General features: G+C 41.2%; 15 protein-coding genes. 3 read left to right on the plus strand and 12 right to left on the minus strand.

Features of this window, described 5'->3' with window-relative positions:
* Positions 1 to 351: 351 nt before the first annotated feature.
* The 4 genes from IT970_RS11390 to IT970_RS11405 form a co-directional block, all read right to left on the minus strand.
* Positions 352 to 939: an acyl carrier protein phosphodiesterase gene (locus IT970_RS11390; protein WP_196857348.1), complete on the minus strand. Its 588-nt coding sequence runs from the start codon at positions 937 to 939 to the stop codon at positions 352 to 354.
* A gap of 231 nt (positions 940 to 1,170) precedes the next feature.
* On the minus strand, positions 1,171 to 1,917 hold the full coding sequence (locus IT970_RS11395; RefSeq protein WP_196857349.1) for a CPBP family glutamic-type intramembrane protease: 747 nt from the start codon (positions 1,915 to 1,917) through the stop codon (positions 1,171 to 1,173).
* 272 nt (positions 1,918 to 2,189) lie between these two features.
* Positions 2,190 to 3,275, minus strand: coding sequence for a DUF4785 domain-containing protein (locus IT970_RS11400; RefSeq protein ID WP_196857350.1), 1,086 nt, complete (start codon positions 3,273 to 3,275; stop codon positions 2,190 to 2,192).
* Positions 3,276 to 3,285: 10 nt separating this feature from the next.
* Complete coding sequence (locus tag IT970_RS11405) at positions 3,286 to 4,152, minus strand: hypothetical protein (protein ID WP_036966690.1); 867 nt, start codon at positions 4,150 to 4,152, stop codon at positions 3,286 to 3,288.
* A 410-nt stretch (positions 4,153 to 4,562) separates the two neighbouring features.
* Here IT970_RS11405 and IT970_RS11410 point away from each other — a divergent pair, with 410 nt between their 5' ends.
* Positions 4,563 to 5,252: an alpha/beta fold hydrolase gene (locus tag IT970_RS11410; RefSeq protein WP_196857351.1), complete on the plus strand. Its 690-nt coding sequence runs from the start codon at positions 4,563 to 4,565 to the stop codon at positions 5,250 to 5,252.
* A 148-nt stretch (positions 5,253 to 5,400) separates the two neighbouring features.
* On the opposite strand, the gene IT970_RS11415 is transcribed toward IT970_RS11410, so the two are convergent.
* The 4 genes from IT970_RS11415 to IT970_RS11430 form a co-directional block, all read right to left on the minus strand.
* Positions 5,401 to 6,990, minus strand: a complete 1,590-nt coding sequence (locus tag IT970_RS11415; protein ID WP_196857352.1) for a Na/Pi cotransporter family protein — start codon at positions 6,988 to 6,990, stop codon at positions 5,401 to 5,403.
* A 384-nt stretch (positions 6,991 to 7,374) separates the two neighbouring features.
* Positions 7,375 to 8,397 carry an ACR3 family arsenite efflux transporter gene (gene arsB, locus IT970_RS11420; protein ID WP_196857353.1) on the minus strand — a complete coding sequence of 341 codons (1,023 nt, stop codon included), beginning with the start codon at positions 8,395 to 8,397 and terminating at the stop codon, positions 7,375 to 7,377.
* A 667-nt stretch (positions 8,398 to 9,064) separates the two neighbouring features.
* A complete protein-coding gene (locus tag IT970_RS11425; RefSeq protein ID WP_196857354.1) occupies positions 9,065 to 9,418 on the minus strand; it encodes a hypothetical protein in 354 nt (117 codons plus the stop codon).
* Between the two features lie 9 nt (positions 9,419 to 9,427).
* The gene (locus tag IT970_RS11430) at positions 9,428 to 10,348 is read right to left on the minus strand and encodes a viperin family antiviral radical SAM protein (RefSeq protein ID WP_196857355.1); all 921 of its coding nucleotides are present in this window, start codon (positions 10,346 to 10,348) and stop codon (positions 9,428 to 9,430) included.
* Between the two features lie 127 nt (positions 10,349 to 10,475).
* Between IT970_RS11430 and IT970_RS11435 the strand changes: the two genes are divergently transcribed.
* Positions 10,476 to 13,229 (plus strand): ankyrin repeat domain-containing protein, encoded by a 2,754-nt coding sequence (locus tag IT970_RS11435; protein ID WP_196857356.1) that lies wholly within the window; start codon positions 10,476 to 10,478, stop codon positions 13,227 to 13,229.
* Between the two features lie 461 nt (positions 13,230 to 13,690).
* On the opposite strand, the gene gcvP is transcribed toward IT970_RS11435, so the two are convergent.
* The 4 genes from gcvP to IT970_RS11455 form a co-directional block, all read right to left on the minus strand.
* Positions 13,691 to 16,579 (minus strand): aminomethyl-transferring glycine dehydrogenase, encoded by a 2,889-nt coding sequence (gene gcvP / locus IT970_RS11440; protein WP_036966657.1) that lies wholly within the window; start codon positions 16,577 to 16,579, stop codon positions 13,691 to 13,693.
* 199 nt (positions 16,580 to 16,778) lie between these two features.
* A complete protein-coding gene (gcvH, locus tag IT970_RS11445; protein ID WP_036966655.1) occupies positions 16,779 to 17,168 on the minus strand; it encodes a glycine cleavage system protein GcvH in 390 nt (129 codons plus the stop codon).
* 53 nt (positions 17,169 to 17,221) lie between these two features.
* Positions 17,222 to 18,304 carry a glycine cleavage system aminomethyltransferase GcvT gene (gene gcvT / locus IT970_RS11450; protein WP_036966652.1) on the minus strand — a complete coding sequence of 361 codons (1,083 nt, stop codon included), beginning with the start codon at positions 18,302 to 18,304 and terminating at the stop codon, positions 17,222 to 17,224.
* A 177-nt stretch (positions 18,305 to 18,481) separates the two neighbouring features.
* Positions 18,482 to 19,081: a hypothetical protein gene (locus IT970_RS11455; protein ID WP_036966649.1), complete on the minus strand. Its 600-nt coding sequence runs from the start codon at positions 19,079 to 19,081 to the stop codon at positions 18,482 to 18,484.
* Between the two features lie 124 nt (positions 19,082 to 19,205).
* Between IT970_RS11455 and IT970_RS11460 the strand changes: the two genes are divergently transcribed.
* Positions 19,206 to 20,051, plus strand: coding sequence for a LysR family transcriptional regulator (locus IT970_RS11460; RefSeq protein WP_065978637.1), 846 nt, complete (start codon positions 19,206 to 19,208; stop codon positions 20,049 to 20,051).
* Positions 20,052 to 20,068 lie beyond the last annotated feature (17 nt).

Below are 20,068 nucleotides of genomic sequence, written 5' to 3' on the forward strand. Positions count from 1 at the left end.
ACAGCTTAATCGGTTAAGTTCTCACTCAAATAGTGTCAATAGAACCCATAAGATACTGCGTTGAGTGAAGGTAAACTTACAGGTAAAGGCACGCTTATGAGTATGAAAACAACAACCATTATCATTTAGATAGATGATAACTAAACATAATAAAAAGCGCCACCCCCTTCCATATAAATATTACAAAAGTATTGAATGACTAAATTAAGGGGGGCTGTGAGGACTAACGAGTGAATTTTTAAAAACCTTGCGCACATCGCAATTTTAAAGCGACGATTAAGCAGCAGGCCATTGTAATCTTGGCATAACTGGCTTTCGTCGTGGGGGTTGTAATTCGGTATTTATAGTTGCTTACAGCTTTTCAATCGCCTGCTGTTTCACATGTTCAACCAATTCAGGGAAGAAAGCTAAAAACACGGCGTCTAAATCATGGTAATGACGGGCAATGTCTTCAGCTGCACCCGCAAAGTTATTAGCAAAGCGAATGCGTCGTGCAATGTTATCGAGCGCAAGACCTACTCCATCGAGAGTTTCGTATTCCTTAAACCAGTCGTTTTCAGTCATGCTTTTTACAACATGCTGCATACGCAAAGGCATCATGGTGCGTCGCGCATTTAAAAGCGAATAACTCATGTGTTTAAAGTCATGCAATGGTTGGCTATTAAAACGCGACCAATGTTGAATTAAAAAATGATCAAACGCCACATCAATTGCAACACTGGCAAAGCGTTTACGTGCAGGTGAAAAGTACTGTTTGGCCTCTTTAACGAGTGGATGCGTATCAGTAAATTTATCAACGAGGTAGTGATTTTCAAGGCCAAACTTAACGGGCTTAGGTAACTGCGCCAAATGCCTACGCCCACCAAAATCTCCCAGCAGATTGCCAAAATGCGAATCAGCCGTTGGTTTTGCTAAATATAGATGAGCCAAGTAATTCAACGTATTCTCTAAGATAATGTGTTTGTGACAGTTTAAAAGATAACTGGCTGTAGAATCTAGGGTGAAGGCTAAACGCTAAAGTCACAAAATGCGGATTAAGACTCTTTGGCGCTAAATAAATTTCACGGCTACAAAAAGCATCCTAAATCACGGTTAACCCTAAAAGGGGCTTAACCGTGAATGGTTAAAGTAACGCGCCCAGCGCCTATAAACACAGTAATCTCGTTGCGGCTACACTAACTGCCCAACTAAGTTCACCGAATTATGCGCCAAAATAGGAAATACAAGGCTGCCTGTACGCTCTCTTAACCACAGTAAAATAAAACCATAGGTGCTCGTTAATGCGATTCTAAAGGTAGAAAAAAACCATTCTCCCTCGCTATACATGACCCCATGCGCTAAACCAAATAGTAAAACCAACAGTAAACCAGCAACATTTATTGGCGCACCCAGCAAGTTAAAACGCGTTGATATGACTGCTAAAGAAAAACAAAACAATAATACCCCTCTAAACATAGGCTCTTCATCAAATCCGGGGATGACAGCTTGATACAGTAATGTTTCAAGATCATAGTTAGGATCGCTTCCTAAAATCAGGGTGATAACTACCTGCAAAATGATAAACAAACCCATCATCATAAACGCAGGTTCAATAGAGCCTTCATTTTGCTTAAAGGTAAAACCAGCCTCTTTAATTTTAAAGTCTTTTTTAAAGCGAATTAAAGCAAGTAATACACACCCCCATAGGATAATGGCGGTTATTTTTCCTGACCAATTCCACCTAAGATCTGAGAACAATACGTCGAGTGGAATAATCGCTTTACCATTAAATAAGGCGAAGCAATAACAGATAAAAATGACTAATGATATGCATAACCAACGAGGGCTAATGGTCACTTTTTTAAGTAACGTTAAGAGCAAAACAATGAAAGCTATAAAGCCAATATTGGCCAATACTGCTAAATAAATACCTGGCATTCCCTTTCCTTAGTAAAATTGTCAGTCCCACATTTTTATGTCCAAATTTTATCTTAAACATAAAAGGCGCATTATTAAACAGATATTTAGCCCTTTAGTGCGAAATAAATTTCACGGCTTCAAATAACTTAAAACACTTTGATACAGCTGAAATGGCTTTAGTGATTAAGAGGTGTAATCAACTTACTTAGGGGGGTCATTTGCTTTATAGCTCAGCCTTAAGGCACAAAAAAGCCGGTTTATGCACCGGCTTACAAATTGGTTAGTTGTGTTTATTGCCCCTGTGCAAACTTTAACATTCGCGTTTGGTCGGTAAGTTCAATATCCACCAGCTCAAACGGGGCTTTAGCAGCTTTTGAAACAGAAAATGGCATCAAAAATTGATCATAATTGTCTATTTGCTTAGCCACTTCTACTGTTGCTAGTTTTACGCGTTCGCCCTTATCGCCTTTACCGGTTAAAGTGGCACGAATAGCGTAACGTCCAGAGTCAGTAACTTGCACAGGCACCCATGCTTGGTACTGGTTGTTGCCAAGTGCCGTAACTTTAGCCTTATCCATAGTAATGGTTTGCGAACTGTTCACAAACGGCATTTTTATAGAGCGTTTTACAGTTTGCCCATTTACTTTTGTTTCGACATTCGCCTCAAGCTCATAATAGCCATTTGCTGCACCGAGGGTTTCAAGCGGGTATGTGAAAACTGCCTCACCATTTTCATAGCGTACATCAAGTTGCTCGCCTTCAGGGCTGTATAAGCTAAGTTGCACCTCGTTATCTTTAACGCGCTTTTGCCCCATACTCAACTGCATGCCTACGCGCTGCTGCTGGTCGTTTACTTTAAATTGCGTTTTGGCATGTAAGGCGTTACGCGAGCCTTTTTCAATAACATGTACTAAGTAGGTGTCGTTGTCGTTAAGCGCTTGGCTTGTTTTTAACATTGCCTTAGCGTTAACTTGGCCAAGCTTAAGGCCAACACTGCCATCAGTAAAACCGGCATTTTGCATTTGCTCACGCGCCGCAATAGCGTGCATTGGCAGCTGTTGCGCATTGGCATCACTCACTGAAAACTTATCGAGCTGCAAGCCGCGAGGTTTAAACACTTCACCGCTCTCAAAACGCGCTTTAGGGGCGATACGAATAAAATGTTCCGCTTGGTTCACAAACACCGGTACACCGCGCTTTAGCTCTTTGCCTGACACGCGTTGCCAATACTCTACGCTGTCTTTTTCAAGCATTTGTAACTGCGCTACAGACGCCGATTGAACCTCAGGAAATTGATAAACGGTTTGCTCATTTGCATTTGCCGCAGAGCTCACAAGCAGTATTGCAGCACATATTTTGCTTAAATTATTGATCATTGTCTGGCTCCTAAATTCGATTTTTAATCATGTCTGGCAAGCCAAAACAATTGCGACGACTTTGCTGGTGGCTTAAAGGCTCACTGCCTTTCGTGCGTGATTTATCTGTAAACCACACCACCCCCGCTAGCGACTGAGAGCTGCAATTTAAAAAACCATCTGAACAGCTGTCTAACCAATTTTGTGTCACTTCAAGTGCCACTTGATTTTGGTATCCGCCGCAATAACTATCGCTATCCCACACAGCCGAATCAACATCACTGCCGACAACCGTTTCAAAACGAGATGGTAAACTTGGGCGGTTTGGTGTGCCGTACAACCACTGAGCGTTATACGATGCCATCCACGATACTTGTTGTTGTTTTACTGCATCGTTGCCATAGCCCAGTAACCAGCCTAAGCTTTGCTCAAACGAGTTGCCCGCAACAACCGCATCAGCCAACGGCGTACCACCACTTGATGGAGCCAGTGCAATAGTGCGCGTTACTTTATTTATAATATTTGGAAAACGGCTGTCCCATGTCGGGTTCGATAAAATCCAACGCACCACATTGCCGCCGTTAGAATGAGTGATCAGTGTTAAGTCAGTAATATTTTTATTATTTATAAATGTGGTTAGCTGCCCAGCTAAACAGCCCGCGGCTCCATCGGCCCACATATACTGCTCAAAGTCACAATTGATCACCGTGTAGTTACTGGTGTTTGGTAAACCTTGGCGTACCGTATTAACAAAACTGCCTGTCCAATAGTCGTTATATGCATCTGTTTGCTGGCCTGTGCCATGAACAAATGCAACCCCTTGCGCCGCAAACGCGCTGTGGCTCATACCCGCGGCCAGTACTAATGCCGGCACTAGTGAGAGTGTTTTTATTTTCATGTGTGTTCCTGTTGATTGTAATTATATCTATCAGGTTGGAGGAGTGACCTCCGATCAGAAAATAGACTAAACAGGTACGATTGCAAGAAAATATTTACAATTATTTAACTTTAGTGTTGTTTTTAAGTACAAATTATTAGGTTTTGGGAGGGAGGTTAGAGGTTAGAGGTTAGAGGTTAGAGGTTAGAGGTTAGAGGTTAGAGGTTAGAGGTTAGAGGTTAGAGGTTAGAGGTTAGAGGTTAGAGGTTAGAGGTTAGAGGTTAGAGGTTAGAGGTTAGCGGTTAGCGGTTAGCAAAATAAAAAATCATGCATTGCATATTATGAAATAGTGCTGCTGCACGAAAGTACTATATCCAGCCCTGTTTAAATTTCATACGTTGTAAAATAATTGTTAAACAGGAGAACACTCAATGAAACGCCTACTCACTTTATTTACCCTCTGCTTGGGTATGTGTACAACTGCTTTTGCAGCATGTCGAGATAATGTGGTACTGGTGCATGGCAACACTGCATCCCCCTCTAGCTGGAACAACACCATCAATGAATTAAAACGAAAAGGGTATGCTAGTAGTGAAATTTTCACCCCAGATTGGGGCTCAAAATCTTGCGCTAGTTGCAATGATCAAAATGGCAGTGAAGAAACACCAGTACGCAACGCCATTCTTACGGCTATTAACCAATCATGCACAGGTCAGATTGATATTATTGGCCATTCAATGGGGGTCACACTGGCCGCACAACAAATTTATAAATTAGGCATGGCAGCATATGTTGATACCTTCGTTGGTGTAGCCGGTGCAGCTCGCGGCTTATTAAGCTGCGGCGTTTACCCGTACAACGTGTGGAATAGTACATGTGGTTACTATGGTTTGTCGGTGGGTAGCCCCTTACTCAACAGTATTTATGGCGAGGCATTGGGCGACAAAGTGTATTCTATAAAGAGTTACTCTGATCAAATCGTATGCTCAACGGGCACATGTTATGTGTACGGTATACACAGCAGCCGTTTATGGAATGAAAACGCCACTTACACTTATGTTTTAGGGCATTTTGGTTTGCAAACCGACACCTATGTAAAACAAGTAAGCTTAATTCAATAAAGCCAGATTCAAGCGTACAGAATATGTGCTCCGTACGCTTGAATACCCGCACTGTCAGCTTACTAATCAAAACACCTAAAGCAGTTAATACATACCCAAACATATGTCATTTATCAATTCACTCAACACAGCTTGAGTCATGTTTACACTATAATTCGGCATTTTTATGTGAATACATTTTATGTAAGTTCAATAGTTTATCTTTAAGTCGTTGCGAGTAAGTCACAAAATTTGTCAGCGCGCCAGCGTCTTTTCTATTGGTATCGGCAAGCAGCATTAACAACTTTCGCTGCGCTTGATTAAGGTGCAATTGCAGTGACTTCGCTGCTTTTTCTATTTCATCATTTTTAGGTTGTTCAAGGTGCTCACTCGTATGGGTAAACAGGGTAAGCGTATCGCTCGAAAGTTCGCGGATCAAAATCAATATATCGCTTTTTAGCTCAATAAATTGCTCATTCATAATGCGTTTGCTTTCAAACAGATCGATGATGGAGTCGTGAATTTGAAACAAATAATCAAAGCGATTAATTTGCAGCATTAATTCTCGTGACTGCTCTTCATCATTGATTTTACTAACAATAGTCGTGAAATAAGTAATGTATTCCTTTTCAACAAAACTGGCATATTCCAAGCGCTTTTGCGCGGTGTCTTGAATACCCTTAAAGTTTGTTTCTAGGCTAAGCGTGACTTGGTTGTAATTCTCTTTCAAAAAGTTAAGCAGTTGTTGGTTCCCCGACTCCAGTTTATCAACAACGTGCTGAAACTCTTCATCTTCTTGGTAGGTAGGTAACTCAAGACGTTCAAAATCCATTTTGCCTTCGCCAAGCAGAAAATCCACAAATCGCGTAAAAGGATTAAGAAAAAGAATAAAAACCAAGCTGGCAACCACATTAAAAATAAAATGAATATTCGCCAACGCAATTGCTGGCTCCATGGTGATTTCACTTAACTTATTACCAAACAGTAAAATGAAAGGCAGAAACAACAGCACCCCACCCACATTAAACAAAAAGTGACTAAGCGCGGCTTTTTTCGCGGCGATATCCATGCCAAACACCGCAATCATGGCTGTAGCCGTGGTGCCAATGTTCGCGCCCATAATAAGTGGCACGGCATTCTCAAGCCCCAAAATACCTTGTTGTGTAAATACGATTGCCAACCCCGTTGTTACCGAGCTCGACTGCACCATAGCAGTAAATACACAGCCCACTAAAATCGCGATAAGCGGATTTTGCGGCTGCGTTAAAATTTCAATTAATGCGGGGTTATTTTGCAGCGGCGCAAGTGACGAAGAAATCAGATTAAGGCTAAAAAACACAAAGCCGAAATAGAAAATAGCCTTTCCAAATATTGAAAAACGGTTACGAGTCAGCGATAGAAAAAAGCCAATAATAATGATCACAGGGGCAAACACAGTTAGCTTAAAAGCCACCAGCTGAGCCGTGATGGTGGTGCCCACGTTCGAACCGAAGATAATACCAACACTGTTTTTAAACGTTAACACCCCGGCATTTACCAGGCTAATAGTGATCACCGAAGTTGCAGAGCTCGATTGAATAAAAGCCGTCACCACCGCACCAATTAACACCCCTAAAATGGGAATATTCGTTGCGCGACTTAACGACTTACGAAAGTGCTCGCCAGATATATTCTCGATCTCCCGAGAAAAGTTCTCGAGACCAAAAATAAAAAGAATAATGGCGGTAAGCCCAGCCATGGCTATAGTAAGATTTTCCATTCGCTTATAACGTACTGATATTATTAATCAACATCGATACAAAAAAGTATAGATTTGAGTACCTTATAGCGCAATGATCGAAAACAAACTAACTGGTTTTAGGGGCGAGTTGCAAGGAACGAGATTCGAGGGTAGGAGGCGTTTTAACGCCGAACAAAAAAGGAGATATTAGATATCAGTCGTTAGAAGTCAGATGAATGATCTGACCCCGATAAAGTAGACATCGCGCGAAATAAATTTCACGCCTACGGTGCATAGTGTAGGTTATAGATTGGTAAAGGGGTTTGGCAAAAAGAAGGACCTGATAATCATATAGAAAGCTCCTCCGCGCAAAATAAGTTTCGCGTTTAAACTAAACCCAGACTCTAGTTGAGGTGCCCGCCATTATTCGGTAAACCAATGTTTAGTTTTATTCACAATAGCTACAAGCGAAAGCATAACGGGTACTTCAACAAGCACGCCAACCACCGTTGCTAATGCCGCACCAGAATGTAAGCCAAAAAGAGAAATTGCTACGGCTACCGCCAACTCAAAGAAATTTGAGGTGCCAATTAAACAAGCAGGCGCTGCAATGTTGTGTTTAAGCTTAAGTTTTACCGCAATAAAGTAAGCAATAATGAAAATGCCGTAGGTTTGAAGAATTAATGGAATGGCAATTAATACAATATTTAATGGTTGCTCAATAATTGTATTCGCCTGAAAACCAAATAAAAGAACCACGGTTGCCAACAAACCAATAACAGAAAACGGCTTTAACTTATCCAACAAGCCAGCAATAGACGCTTCGTCTCGCCCAGAACGATTAATACTTTTTCGTGTAAGTACACCCGCGATTAAAGGCAATAATACGTACAACACGACAGATATAAACAAGGTGCCCCACGGTACATAAATATCTGTCACACCGAGCAATAAACCAGCAATAGGAGCAAAAGCAAAAATCATGATGATATCGTTTACCGACACTTGCACTAAGGTGTAATTAGCATCGCCCTTTGTTAATTGCGACCACACAAACACCATCGCCGTACAAGGGGCTACTCCCAGTAAAATCATACCCGCAATATATTCTTGAGCCGTTTCTGGTGAAACAAAGTCGGCAAACAATCCTTCGAAAAATAGCCACCCTAATGCAGCCATAGAGAACGGCTTAATAAGCCAATTAATCACTAAGGTTAATACTAGGCCTTGCGGGTTTTTACCGACCTCTTTAATGGTTGAAAAATCGACCTGCACCATCATTGGGTAAATCATCACCCAAATAAAAACAGCAACTACCACGTTGACGTGCGCAACTTCGAGCTTTGCAATCGCTTCAAACAAAGGCGGATAAACAATGCCTAACGCAACCCCAGCGGCAATAGATATCGCGACCCATACAGATAAATAGCGCTCAAAGATTCCCATACTTACACTCCCTAGTCACAGTAGCTCGCCATTCGAGTTATGGCATTTTACGCAGCATATTTTATAAAGCTAACTCATGTTCATTGAAGGTCGGTTTATTCACTACCGCATAAAAACAGTGTGTTTTAGAACTTCCCTATCTTCACTTTAAATTGATGTTAGACATCTATCCTCATTTGTCTACCTAGTATTTTGATATTTAATCGTTTTTATAACTTAAAACAAAATACTGAATAGCCAGCTGTGTTGCGCTTTACTCTGGGGAAAGAAATGGGGTCAGGTCTTGCTTTTTGACTTTACTCTAATTTACTCGCGAAATAAATTTCACGCCTACGGTAGCGGTTTAGCCTTGGCGATGTGTAGGCACAAACTAGCTTCTTTACGCTTTCCCCTTGCTCCCTCGCTAACTTGTATTCTTAATCTGACTTCTGACGACTGATATCTAATAACTCTTTTTTCGGCGTTAAAACGCCTCCTACAACTCACATCTCGAAACTCGTTCCTCGTAACTTTCCCCTCGCAACTCGCTAACTTTCTCCAACAAAAAAGCCGTTGCATTGCTGCAACGGCTTTTTGGCATTTGAATTTAATTGGTTACATACAATTAAGTTTGTGAATAGCTTCTTACAACTAGGTACATATTCTAAGCTTCACTTTATTGGTCATTTTAAAGCCAACTCTTGGTCAAATGCCAATCATTACCATATTTACACTTATAGACTCGCAAGCTTATTCCTTGTTCGTCGTAGATAATGTTGGCTCTTTTACGAGCCTCAATTTTAGAGCGATATGATTCTTTCTCAACACCATAGCCCCCAGTGCAACGATTACATTTTTGGCTTGGAGTTTGTCTGCTCTTAGGTGATAAGTGCCATAAATCGCATTTAACACATTGGTACGGAATCAAATCATTACCATAATGCTCTTTGGAGTAATCAGCGGCCCCTTGCGCCTCTACTTCGTCATAATATTGTGTTAATGGTTTACCAGAGACTTTGCCAAAACAGGTTTCACTTTTCATATTAGCCTCCTAAGACTCGAGAACATCGATATCAATTTGACAATATCTTGAAAAAAATGTTTTTGGGTTAAAGGCTATCTGTGAAAGCGCACGTTCTACACCACACTGATTAATGCTGTCACTGTACTTGTAACCACAAGCATTTACAGAGTTTTGATAAAAACGGCCTAATGGATCGATCATCAAATATGACTCGGTCATCGTTGAATTTGACTCAGCAAATATTGGGAGTCCTAAGCCACTATGACGTTCAACAAACTGGTTAAACTTGTCATTCGAGATCAGTAAGTCATCGGCACCATATGGCATCACTTGTAAGACTTTCCATTTATAAGGTTTTAACTCGCCAATCAGTGATGAAAAGTCCTCCTCATAATTTAAGCTATTAACAACAGTATTGATCTTGGTTTTGATGCCTTTTTGAGTTTCAATTAAACCCTCTAACGCGACTTTTAAATCCTCAAAGCTGAGCGAATTGCCTTTACGGTCAACTCGACCGATTTTTTTTCGTGTGATCAAATCTTGGCTATCAAAGCTAATACCAACCATATCCAGCAGATTTTTAGGAAAATCTAATCGGCTATTTACTAGGTAATGCCCATTAGTAATAATTGAGGTCTTAAAGCCCTTTTGTTTCGCCAGCATCAGTATGATAAAAAATGTACTGCCAAGCATCATCGGTTCTCCACCGGCTAAATTAAGGCGAACAGTTTCGTAACCAAGTTCACTCTTTAACCGTGATTGGCCATTAATAAAATATAAAGCTAAGTTATCAAGCAGCTTTTCAATTTCCTCAAGTGACCGATGCAGCTCATTTGGTTTCCCCCACTTTGCAAAACAATATGCGCAGTTGTAATTGCACGCCTCTGTAATGTGCCAATTAATTACTAGTTCATTTATGTAAGGTTTATTGGTAGTATCATTTTTCATTTTTTAGCTCCTCTGTTAAAGGCTGCTAGTATCAAAATTATCGATAATTTAAAAAATGAAAAGAGATGTCCCCCCCTAAAGAATTTAATAAATTTATTTAAATCACGTCCATTTAAAAGGAATTACAATGGCTGCTTTTCCAACGTTCGAATCAGTATTAATTAAAATATCAAATGCTGTAGGGGCTTCAAAAAAGCTGACTTCAAAATCAAAAACCAAATTCAAAAATACTGAAATGAACATTGATAATATGTTCGACACATGGAAAAAAGTATTAGATGGTATTTTTGATGCATTAGAACTGGATAAAGCTGAACGAGATGATCTAGTAGCTAATATTGAACATGATTACTATATTCATAAAGCAATTGAAACAAATGTGTTCACTTTTAAAGCATCCGCCCAGAAAATCATTTGGCAGTATTTAGCCAGAGTTCTTATCCCTGCTTTAGCAAGACATACTGTATTCTGGCAGATTGAATCTAAAATTGATGCAGGCATGCCTGGAGGTCGATTCTGGTATTTACCATTTTTAAACCCCGAGAAACAATCTGCACAAATAGAGCTACCTCTTCAACAAGTTTTGAGCTGGTTACTAGACCTAATTGAGGAACCCAAAAGTAATATTGCAAATAATTTAGAGTCTGAACTTCGCATTTATGAAGAGTCGGGCACTATTTTGAAAAACTTATATAACTGGCAATCGGGTAAAGTTACGCCTGAAATATCGAGCATTAAAACAACGTTCCCAGATGATGTATTAATTAAGTTTAAAGGTTGTTTTCAGCCAAGCGAGAATAGTTGCGCATTTGAACAGTCTTTAATCTTCATAAATAATAAAGGCCATACTGCTCACACTTTACAACATGAAATCAACATTAGTTATCAAGACTTAGTGACGATATTAAGTGGTAATTGTAGCCAGAAACAGAAAGTAGAATTTGTTAATAAAATAGTCGAGCGTTACCAGCAACCTAGTACAAAGACAATTCGGCAACGGCTTATTGTTGCAAGAGCCATCCAAGACGGATATGAGCAATTAGTAAAGTTTTTAACTCCTAATACTGAAAAATTTTGTACCGACTTAGAACAGAATAAAGTAATGCAACTAGTGAGGATTTATGAGGCTACATATAACCATACAATGCAAGCTCATCTAGCGTGTTCAAAAATCAGTGAGTTAACTAGAGATAGAAAACTTCGTGAACAACATGAAAATAAACTATTTACCGAAAGCCTCCCTGCCTTCCTAAGATTCGATCTATTACTTTGTGTAGCTACAGAAAAATTTAATACTGTTGATATGGTTGCGCCTCGCTTAACTGATATATTTTCAGAAGCTGAAAGAGAAACTTTTCTTGATGATATATTTCCTATTAACAAAGAAAGTGTGGAAAAAATTAGCAAAAACTTTATTAATTATATTCAGTACACTCAAACCTTAAATGAAAACATTGAAAGTTACGGCACAAAGCTAAAGCAGAATAAAGCCCCATTTAAGCTATTAAAATGCATTAATGATTTTAAATTAGTCTACGAGTTAGCTAAAGGTGACTACCCTAACCCCAAGGTCACTCAACTAGTTTTTGCAAGATTGAAAGAGTTAGAAAAATCAAATGATGACAAAATTAAAAGTGCAATACTCGAACTAAACTGGTTATTAAACCAAGATAAGTTTGATAGAAAAACAGAAAGGCAAGTAGAAGAACTTTTAAAGCTAGCTTGGAGTAACCCAGAACATCATTATTGGTTGCCATTAATGCTTAAATTGAACGCTTATCATTGCATAGGTCAAAACAAGCTAAAGGAAGCTGAAAAGCTACTAAAAAAGGCTATCGAAGAGTGTAAGGGTCGAAGCTTTGGGTCTTTACGTGGAAAGTTAGCTCGTGATGCTTTTGCATTAGCCATTTCTAATCAAAAACTCATACCTACCAATCATGAAACTTACTTTAGAGATATTATGTTTTTTGGTGGTTGGGAGCATGAAGGAGACTTTAGTTCTACAAATATCTTCGATGTATCCCGTCAACTTCACGAGTACTTTTGGACTAGCTTATACAGAGAGTACCCTGCTTATGAGCCTCTATATTCTGAATTTCAAAAAGAGTATGAGGCATTCATAAAGGACTTTATGCCTTGCATACAAAAAAATGAATCAATTAAACATGTGCTTAATAAACACAATAACTTAAAAAACAAGCAACTAAAGACACCGCAATCCGATAGCATTATCTTATTATTACTCAAAATTTCATATAATATGTTAGCAAAAAGTTCAGTATTGAATGGCTCACCATATTACTCAGAGTCAATTAATGAAATGAAGTCTATATGCCACAATCAACTTTCAAGGTTAAGGGAGGTCATTCTTGAATGGCCCCAAATTGTTGACCTTTCTGACTTCAAGCAGCAAACACCACTAATGATAGCTGTACATAACAAAGATTATGAGACAGCTGAAGCATTATTAAAGGCAGGAGCGAACCCTAACTTACAAGATATTAAAGGCAGAACCGCGCTACACTCAGCCTGCGCAAGCCGTACATTGGAATGTGTGGAATTACTAATCAAATACAAAATTAATGAGCGTATTACTTCCATTGAAGGTGCCACAGCGTTTCATACTGCTGTAAGAATGGGGGAAATAAAAATAGCTGAGTTACTTATGAATAACTTCCCGCATTTACTAGATGAAAAAGAATTTAACTATAGAACTCCATTAATGCTTGCGGAAGAACTAGCTAACAATATAGATTATTACAATTTTTTATCTATGCAGTTGCAAGCTGAGCAAAGGCAGGTAGTTAGTCATGTTAACTATAAAAGATTATTTGCCCATTTACTTTCTAATTCACAAGTAAATGGGCATGAATTAAGTTAGAGCTCAACGTAGCTAGGCACGTAGAACTGAAGTGGCCAATATTGCTTGACCACTTCAATAAGAACAACAACGAAATTTACGAGTTCGCAAAAGAATGTTTGGGGTCAAAAGAATGTTTGGGGTCAGGTCTTTCTTTTTGACTTTACTCGACTTACCATAATTCTCTGCGATCAAAAAACTTCGCGCGAAATAAATTTCACGCCTACGGTAGCGTGTTTAGCCTTAGCTATGTGTAGGCACAAACTAGCTTCTTTACGCTTTCCCCTCGCTAACTTGTATTCTTAATCTGACTTCTGACGACTGATATCTAATAACTCTTTTTCGGCGTTAAAACGCCTCCTACAACTCACATCTCGAAACTCGTTCCTCGTAACTTTCACCTCGCAACTCGCTAACTTTCTCCAACAAAAAAGCCGTTGCATTGCTGCAACGGCTTTTTGGCATTTGAATTTAATCAAACCTTAGTCACGGTATGTCTCAACCGCTGGGCATGAACAAACTAGGTTACGGTCGCCGTATACGTCATCGATACGCGTTACTGTAGGCCAGAATTTGTCTTTTGCTACGCTTGGTACTGGGAATGCTGCGTAGAAACGGTCGTATGCACGGTCCCACTCATTGCCTAGTACGTCTGCTTGTGTGTGCGGTGCAAACACTAGCGGGTTGTTTTCAATTGACCATTCGCCAGATGCGATACGGTCGATTTCTGACTTGATTGACACCATGGCTTCGATGAAACGGTCAATTTCAACTTTAGACTCAGACTCAGTTGGCTCAATCATCAGTGTGCCAGCTACTGGGAATGACATAGTTGGTGAATGGAAGCCGTAGTCTTGAAGACGTTTAGCTACGTCCATTTCTGTCACGCCTGTTTGCTCTTTAAGTGGGCGTAAGTCAACAATACACTCGTGCGCAACGCGGTTGTTACGGCCACGGTATAAAATTGGGTAGTGCTCGCTTAGCTTCTCAGATAAGTAGTTAGCGTTCACGATAGCCATTTCTGTTGCTTGTTTTAAGCCTTCAGAGCCCATCATGGCAATGTATGCCCACGAGATTGGTAAAATTGCTGCTGAGCCGTAAGGTGCTGCAGAAACCGCGCCGTTACCAATGTTTGTGCCAGCAACGTTAATTACGCTGTGGTTAGGCATAAATGGCGCTAGGTGAGATTTAACACCGATTGGGCCAACACCTGGACCACCACCACCGTGTGGAATACAGAATGTTTTGTGTAGGTTAAGGTGCGATACGTCAGAACCGATTGAACCTGGGCTTGTAACACCTACTTGCGCGTTCATGTTTGCGCCGTCCATGTACACTTGACCGCCGTGCTGATGCACGATGTCACAGATTTCACGAATTGTTTCTTCGTAAACGCCGTGTGTAGATGGGTATGTGATCATGATACACGATAGGTTTTCAGATACCTCTTCGGCTTTCGCTTTAAGGTCTGCCATATCAACGTTACCGTTTTTATCACAGTCAACAACCACGATTTTCATGCTTGCCATTTGTGCAGACGCTGGGTTTGTACCGTGCGCTGAACTTGGGATCAAACATACGTTACGGTGACCTTCACCGCGTGACTCGTGGTATTTACGAATAGCGATTAAGCCTGCGTATTCACCTTGTGCACCTGAGTTAGGTTGCAGTGAAACGGCATCGTAACCTGTGATGTTTACTAACCAATCATGTAACTCAGTCATCATGATTTGGTAACCCGCTGCCTGATCAAGTGGGCAGAATGGGTGTAGGTTTGCAAACTCAGGCCAAGTGATTGGGATCATCTCTGCTGTCGCATTAAGTTTCATGGTACATGAACCTAATGAGATCATTGAGTGGTTAAGCGCTAAATCTTTGTTTTCTAGACGCTTGATATAACGCAACATTTCAGTCTCGCTGTGGTACGAGTTGAAGTTAGGGTGCGTTAGAATTTCGTCATCGCGTACAAGGCTTGCAGGAATTGAGTTGCTGCCGTTTACTTCGATTTCGTTCGCAAGTGCGTCAACGCTTAGGCCGTGGTCGTCACCTAAAATGATGTCGAATAGCTCTGCTACGTCTGCACGCGTTGTTGTTTCTGATACAGAAATTGAGTATTCACCCGCACGGTTTGACGCAAAGTTAACGCCATTTGCTACTGCGCGTGCAACAACGTCGTCTTTGTTGTCTGCAACAACGGTAATGGTGTCGAACCATGTGTCGTGCTTAAGGTTTACGCCTTTCGCTTTTAAGCCAGTCGCTAAAATATCAGCAAAACGGTGAATACGCTGAGCGATTGTTTTAAGGCCTTCTGGACCATGGTAAACCGCGTAGAACGCAGCCATGTTCGCGAGTAATACTTGCGCTGTACAAATGTTTGAGTTGGCTTTTTCACGACGAATGTGTTGTTCACGTGTTTGCATTGCCATACGTAGTGCGTCGTTACCTAAACGGTCTTTAGATACACCGATAATACGACCCGGTAATGAACGCTTGTACTTGTCGCGTGTTGCAAAGAATGCAGCGTGTGGACCACCGTAACCCATAGGTACACCAAAACGCTGTGCTGAACCAAGTACTACGTCTGCGCCAAGTTTACCCGGTGCTTTAAGTAGTAATAAGCTCATGATGTCTGCGGCAACACAGGCAATTGCTTTTTTGCTTTGAACACCAGCGATTAAATCGGTTACGTCTGTAATTTCACCCGTTGTTGATGGGTATTGGAATAACGCACCAAAAATGTCGTGGTCTAGCGCTTCTGCCGCTTTACCTACGATAACGTCAAAACCGAACTGCTCTGCACGTGTCGCAACAACGTCGATTGTTTGTGTGTGTACGTCATCAGCGATGAAGAATGCATTTGATTTTGATTTAGCAACACGCTTTGCAAGGCCCATTGCTTCAGCCGCAGCTGTAGATTCGTCAAGTAACGATGCGCTTGCAAGGTCAAGACCAGTTAGGTCTAGGGTCATAGTCTGGAAGTTTAATAATGATTCTAAACGACCTTGTGCAATCTCTGGTTGGTATGGTGTATACGCCGTGTACCAGCCTGGGTTCTCTAGTACGTTACGTAAAATTACGTGAGGTACGTGAGTTGGGTGGTAGCCTTGACCAATGTAAGATTTGAACACTTTATTTTTGCTTGCTACAGATTTTAAGTAGCTTAGTGTTTCAACTTCAGTGCGGCTTTCACCAATTGATAAACCTTGCTCTAAGCGAATGCTTGCAGGTACCGTTTGACCGATCAGCTCTTCAACACTCGATACTCCAAGAGCGCTCAGCATGTCGCTTACTTGCGCTGGGCTTGGCCCAATGTGACGGCGAATAAAATCTTGCTTCTGCTCTAATTGTTCAAGAGATTTGGCGTTTGACATTTGTCCAGATTCCTATGATCCAAAAAAAAGTGGTTACTGCCAATGGGTAACTGGCAATAACTTAAAAACAGGGTGATTCAATAACTTACAGCGTATGGAAAGGTAAGCTATAAAATCATAAAAGCCCCTGTGAAACCCAAGCTACGCATTTAATTAGCTGGGGATCTAGACGGGGCTTTTAGTCGGCGTGACTAATTAATTAGTCTTCGTCGATCGTGTTAGCGTAGCCTTCAGCGTCTAACAGGTTATCAAGCTCTGATGTGTCAGATGCTTTGATACGGAATAACCAACCGTCGATGTACGGGTCGTTATTTACTGTTTCAGGCGAATCTTCAAGATCTTCGTTGATTGCAACGATTTCACCGCTGATTGGTGCGTAGATGTCAGATGCTGCTTTAACAGACTCTGCTACTGCGCAGTCTTCACCCGCGTCAACTTCATCACCAACTTCTGGTAATTCTACGAATACCATGTCGCCAAGAAGTTCTTGTGCGTGCTCAGTGATACCTACAGTAAACGTACCGTCACCTTCGTCGCGAACCCACTCGTGTGAAGTAGCATATTTTAATTCGCTTGGGATATTGCTCATTTTTTTGTTCCTTTGGTTTATATTGGGTGATAACACCAAATTTTTTATATTACTTAGATAACTGATTTACCGTTACGTACAAAGCAAGGTTTAACAACCTTAACGTTAACCAGTTTTTTACGCATCTCTACTTGAGCTGTTTCGCCAGTTGAACGCGGAACGCGTGCAAGAGCGACACTGTGACCAAGTGTTGGTGAGAATGTACCAGAGGTAATCACCCCTTCACCACCTTCAACGATGACTTTTAAACCGCTACGCAATACGCCTTTTTCTTCAAGCACTAAACCAACTAGTTTGTCTGTGCTTTTGTCAGCGCGTTGCTGTTCTAATACTTCACGACCGATAAACTTACGATCTTCTGGCTCCCACGCAATCGTCCACGCCATGTTAGCAGCAAGTGGTGATACGCTTTCGTCCATATCTAGGCCGTAAAGGTTCATACCTGCTTCTAGACGAAGTGTGTCACGTGCTCCTAGACCCGCTGGCGCTACGCCTGCATCTAGAAGTTGTTGCCACAAATCAGCAGCTTGATCATTAGGTACTACGATCTCATAACCATCTTCGCCAGTATAGCCTGTTGTTGCAATAAATAAATCACCAGCTTGCACACCAAAAAACGGCTTCATACCTTCAACAGCAGCTTGTTGCTCTGCAGTAAGTACAGTGGCCGTTTTAGCACGTGCATTAGGGCCTTGAACGGCAATCATTGCAAATTCAGGACGCTCAGTAACCGTTACGGCGAAATCAGCCGAAACTTTAGCTAAATGCGCTAAATCTTTTTCACGGGTTGCTGAGTTAACAACTAAACGATAGTCAGTTTCTGAGAAAAAGTAGATGATAAGGTCGTCGATTACGCCGCCTTCTTCGTTAAGCATACCTGTGTAAAGTGCTTTACCCGGTACCGTTAACTTAGCAACGTCGTTTGCTACTAGCTTACGTAAGAACGCTTGTGCTTGTTCGCCTTGCACATCAACAATTGTCATGTGCGATACGTCAAACATACCTGCATCTGTGCGAACCGCATTATGCTCTTCGATTTGTGAGCCGTAGTTGATTGGCATTTCCCAGCCGTGAAAATCAACCATTTTTGCGCCAGCTTCAAGGTGCTTAGCATGTAAAACTGTTTTAGAAGTCATAATATTCCTTCACTTTTAAATTAACCCACTGAGTGGGCGTGGCCTCAATTTAATGAGGGGGAATAACATGGGCGGCGATTATACATTAGTTGCACAGTTGTCACACCCAAATTGCGATTTGTAACTACAAAAAACAGCTAAACACCCAAGTGTGTAGCTGTTTTTAAAATTTATACTTTAAGCAACATCCGCTAAGGTTAAATCAAACCCGAGCTGCTGTAAGTGCGCTTGCCATTTATCAAGCTCTGCTTGGCGCGCTACCAGTTGAAACTGCTGCTGATCTTGGTTATCAATCGCGGTAATAAATACCTCACCGCTTTGTGCACCATAACAGCTGCGCATGTCAGATAAACGCAGGCCTGGTGTTAGCTTAAAGTTATCTACCAAGGCATCAAACGCTTGCTCACCACTTAAGGTTAACGCGCTTAAGTCGTTACGCATAACATAATCAATATCGTAACGCAGTTGTTGCTCGTTTATTAGCGACTGTAGCTGCACGCTGGCGTCTTTGGCGAGTACAAAACGAAAAGCGGTTTCGTTAAAGTAATACAACGCATAAGCGTAGCTGCTTGTTAGGTCATCGTCTAATGAGCTGCGTAAGCCTAAACCGCTGGCGGTTAGCTTATTAATATCAAGACCTAAAATAGTCGTTAAAAATGGGATTGCTTCAGTGCCACTAAAATCCATAATGGCAGTATCGCTATTTGCTTGTAGCACGTTGTTTGCTGGCGTATTAGCTTGGCTGTGACGAGCAAACATTATTGGCGTAAAAGTCATATATGACACCTATCAATCTTTAATGCTTGAAGTATATTGCCCCGTGCTTGCAACAACAAATTGTAATTATTTATCAATTGATAAATAATACTTATATATGCAGCCCTATAAATAGAATTTTTAAATGAAAAATATTTCTACCGATAGTTTACGCACCCTCGTTGCGGTTGTTGAAGTAGGTGGTTTTGCCAAAGCTGGCGAGCTATTAGGGCTGTCGCAACCGGCGGTTAGTCTGCAAATAAAACGGCTTGAAGATATGCTTGGCCACAAGCTATTTAAAAAGCAGGGGCAACGCCAAGTACTCAATCAATACGGTGAGTTATTGCTGCCTTTGGCAAAACAAATGTTGCAACAAAACGATGCCATTTTGCAGCAGTTCACCAGCGAAAACGTAACCGGTAAAGTGCGCTTAGGTATTCCCAGCGAATTTGCTGCGCGTATCTTGCCTTCTATTATTGGCGACTTTGTGGCGCTCTACCCTGATGTATCGCTAGAGGTTCGCTCGCGCTTAAGTAAACATTTATTGTCGGTATCGCGCCAAGATCAGTTTGATCTGGTGCTTGCTCTAAACGAAGAACTCGAGTCGGCCAAGTTCCCTATTTTTATGCAAGATCAACTGGTGTGGGTAGGCGATTTAAACCTAGCACAAAACGATGTAGTTACCCTTGTTACCGCTCCCGAGGGCTGTATTTATCGTCGCCGCGCGATTGATGCATTGCAGCACGCAGGGATTAAATACCGTATTGCGTACAGTAATGCCGATTTAACAGGCCTTACTGCGGCATTAAAAGAAGGGTTAGGCATTACTGTTTTAGCAAAAAGCACCGTACCGAATGAGCTAAACTATCAACTACACACCAAGGATCTGCCTGAATTAGGCCAAATAGGGATTAGTTTAATTAAGCGGGCTGATGAACCGGGCAATGCGGTTGATAAACTTGCCGAGTTTATTGCGCTGCGTCTAACGTAAGCGAGTGGCGATTAATT

This window comes from Pseudoalteromonas sp. A41-2, assembly GCF_015767615.1.
Classification (GTDB): domain Bacteria; phylum Pseudomonadota; class Gammaproteobacteria; order Enterobacterales; family Alteromonadaceae; genus Pseudoalteromonas; species Pseudoalteromonas lipolytica.

What these genes read in the sequence shown, in the direction of transcription:
- IT970_RS11395 (WP_196857349.1), bottom strand. Translation starts at nt 1,917, where the DNA reads ATGCCAGGTATTTATTTAGCAGTATTGGCCAATATTGGCTTTATAGCT.
- IT970_RS11400 (WP_196857350.1), bottom strand. Translation starts at nt 3,275, where the DNA reads ATGATCAATAATTTAAGCAAAATATGTGCTGCAATACTGCTTGTGAGC.
- IT970_RS11405 (WP_036966690.1), bottom strand. Translation starts at nt 4,152, where the DNA reads ATGAAAATAAAAACACTCTCACTAGTGCCGGCATTAGTACTGGCCGCG.
- IT970_RS11410 (WP_196857351.1), top strand. Translation starts at nt 4,563, where the DNA reads ATGAAACGCCTACTCACTTTATTTACCCTCTGCTTGGGTATGTGTACA.
- IT970_RS11415 (WP_196857352.1), bottom strand. Translation starts at nt 6,990, where the DNA reads ATGGAAAATCTTACTATAGCCATGGCTGGGCTTACCGCCATTATTCTT.
- arsB (WP_196857353.1), bottom strand. Translation starts at nt 8,397, where the DNA reads ATGGGAATCTTTGAGCGCTATTTATCTGTATGGGTCGCGATATCTATT.
- IT970_RS11425 (WP_196857354.1), bottom strand. Translation starts at nt 9,418, where the DNA reads ATGAAAAGTGAAACCTGTTTTGGCAAAGTCTCTGGTAAACCATTAACA.
- IT970_RS11430 (WP_196857355.1), bottom strand. Translation starts at nt 10,348, where the DNA reads ATGAAAAATGATACTACCAATAAACCTTACATAAATGAACTAGTAATT.
- IT970_RS11435 (WP_196857356.1), top strand. Translation starts at nt 10,476, where the DNA reads ATGGCTGCTTTTCCAACGTTCGAATCAGTATTAATTAAAATATCAAAT.
- gcvP (WP_036966657.1), bottom strand. Translation starts at nt 16,579, where the DNA reads ATGTCAAACGCCAAATCTCTTGAACAATTAGAGCAGAAGCAAGATTTT.
- gcvH (WP_036966655.1), bottom strand. Translation starts at nt 17,168, where the DNA reads ATGAGCAATATCCCAAGCGAATTAAAATATGCTACTTCACACGAGTGG.
- gcvT (WP_036966652.1), bottom strand. Translation starts at nt 18,304, where the DNA reads ATGACTTCTAAAACAGTTTTACATGCTAAGCACCTTGAAGCTGGCGCA.
- IT970_RS11455 (WP_036966649.1), bottom strand. Translation starts at nt 19,081, where the DNA reads ATGACTTTTACGCCAATAATGTTTGCTCGTCACAGCCAAGCTAATACG.
- IT970_RS11460 (WP_065978637.1), top strand. Translation starts at nt 19,206, where the DNA reads ATGAAAAATATTTCTACCGATAGTTTACGCACCCTCGTTGCGGTTGTT.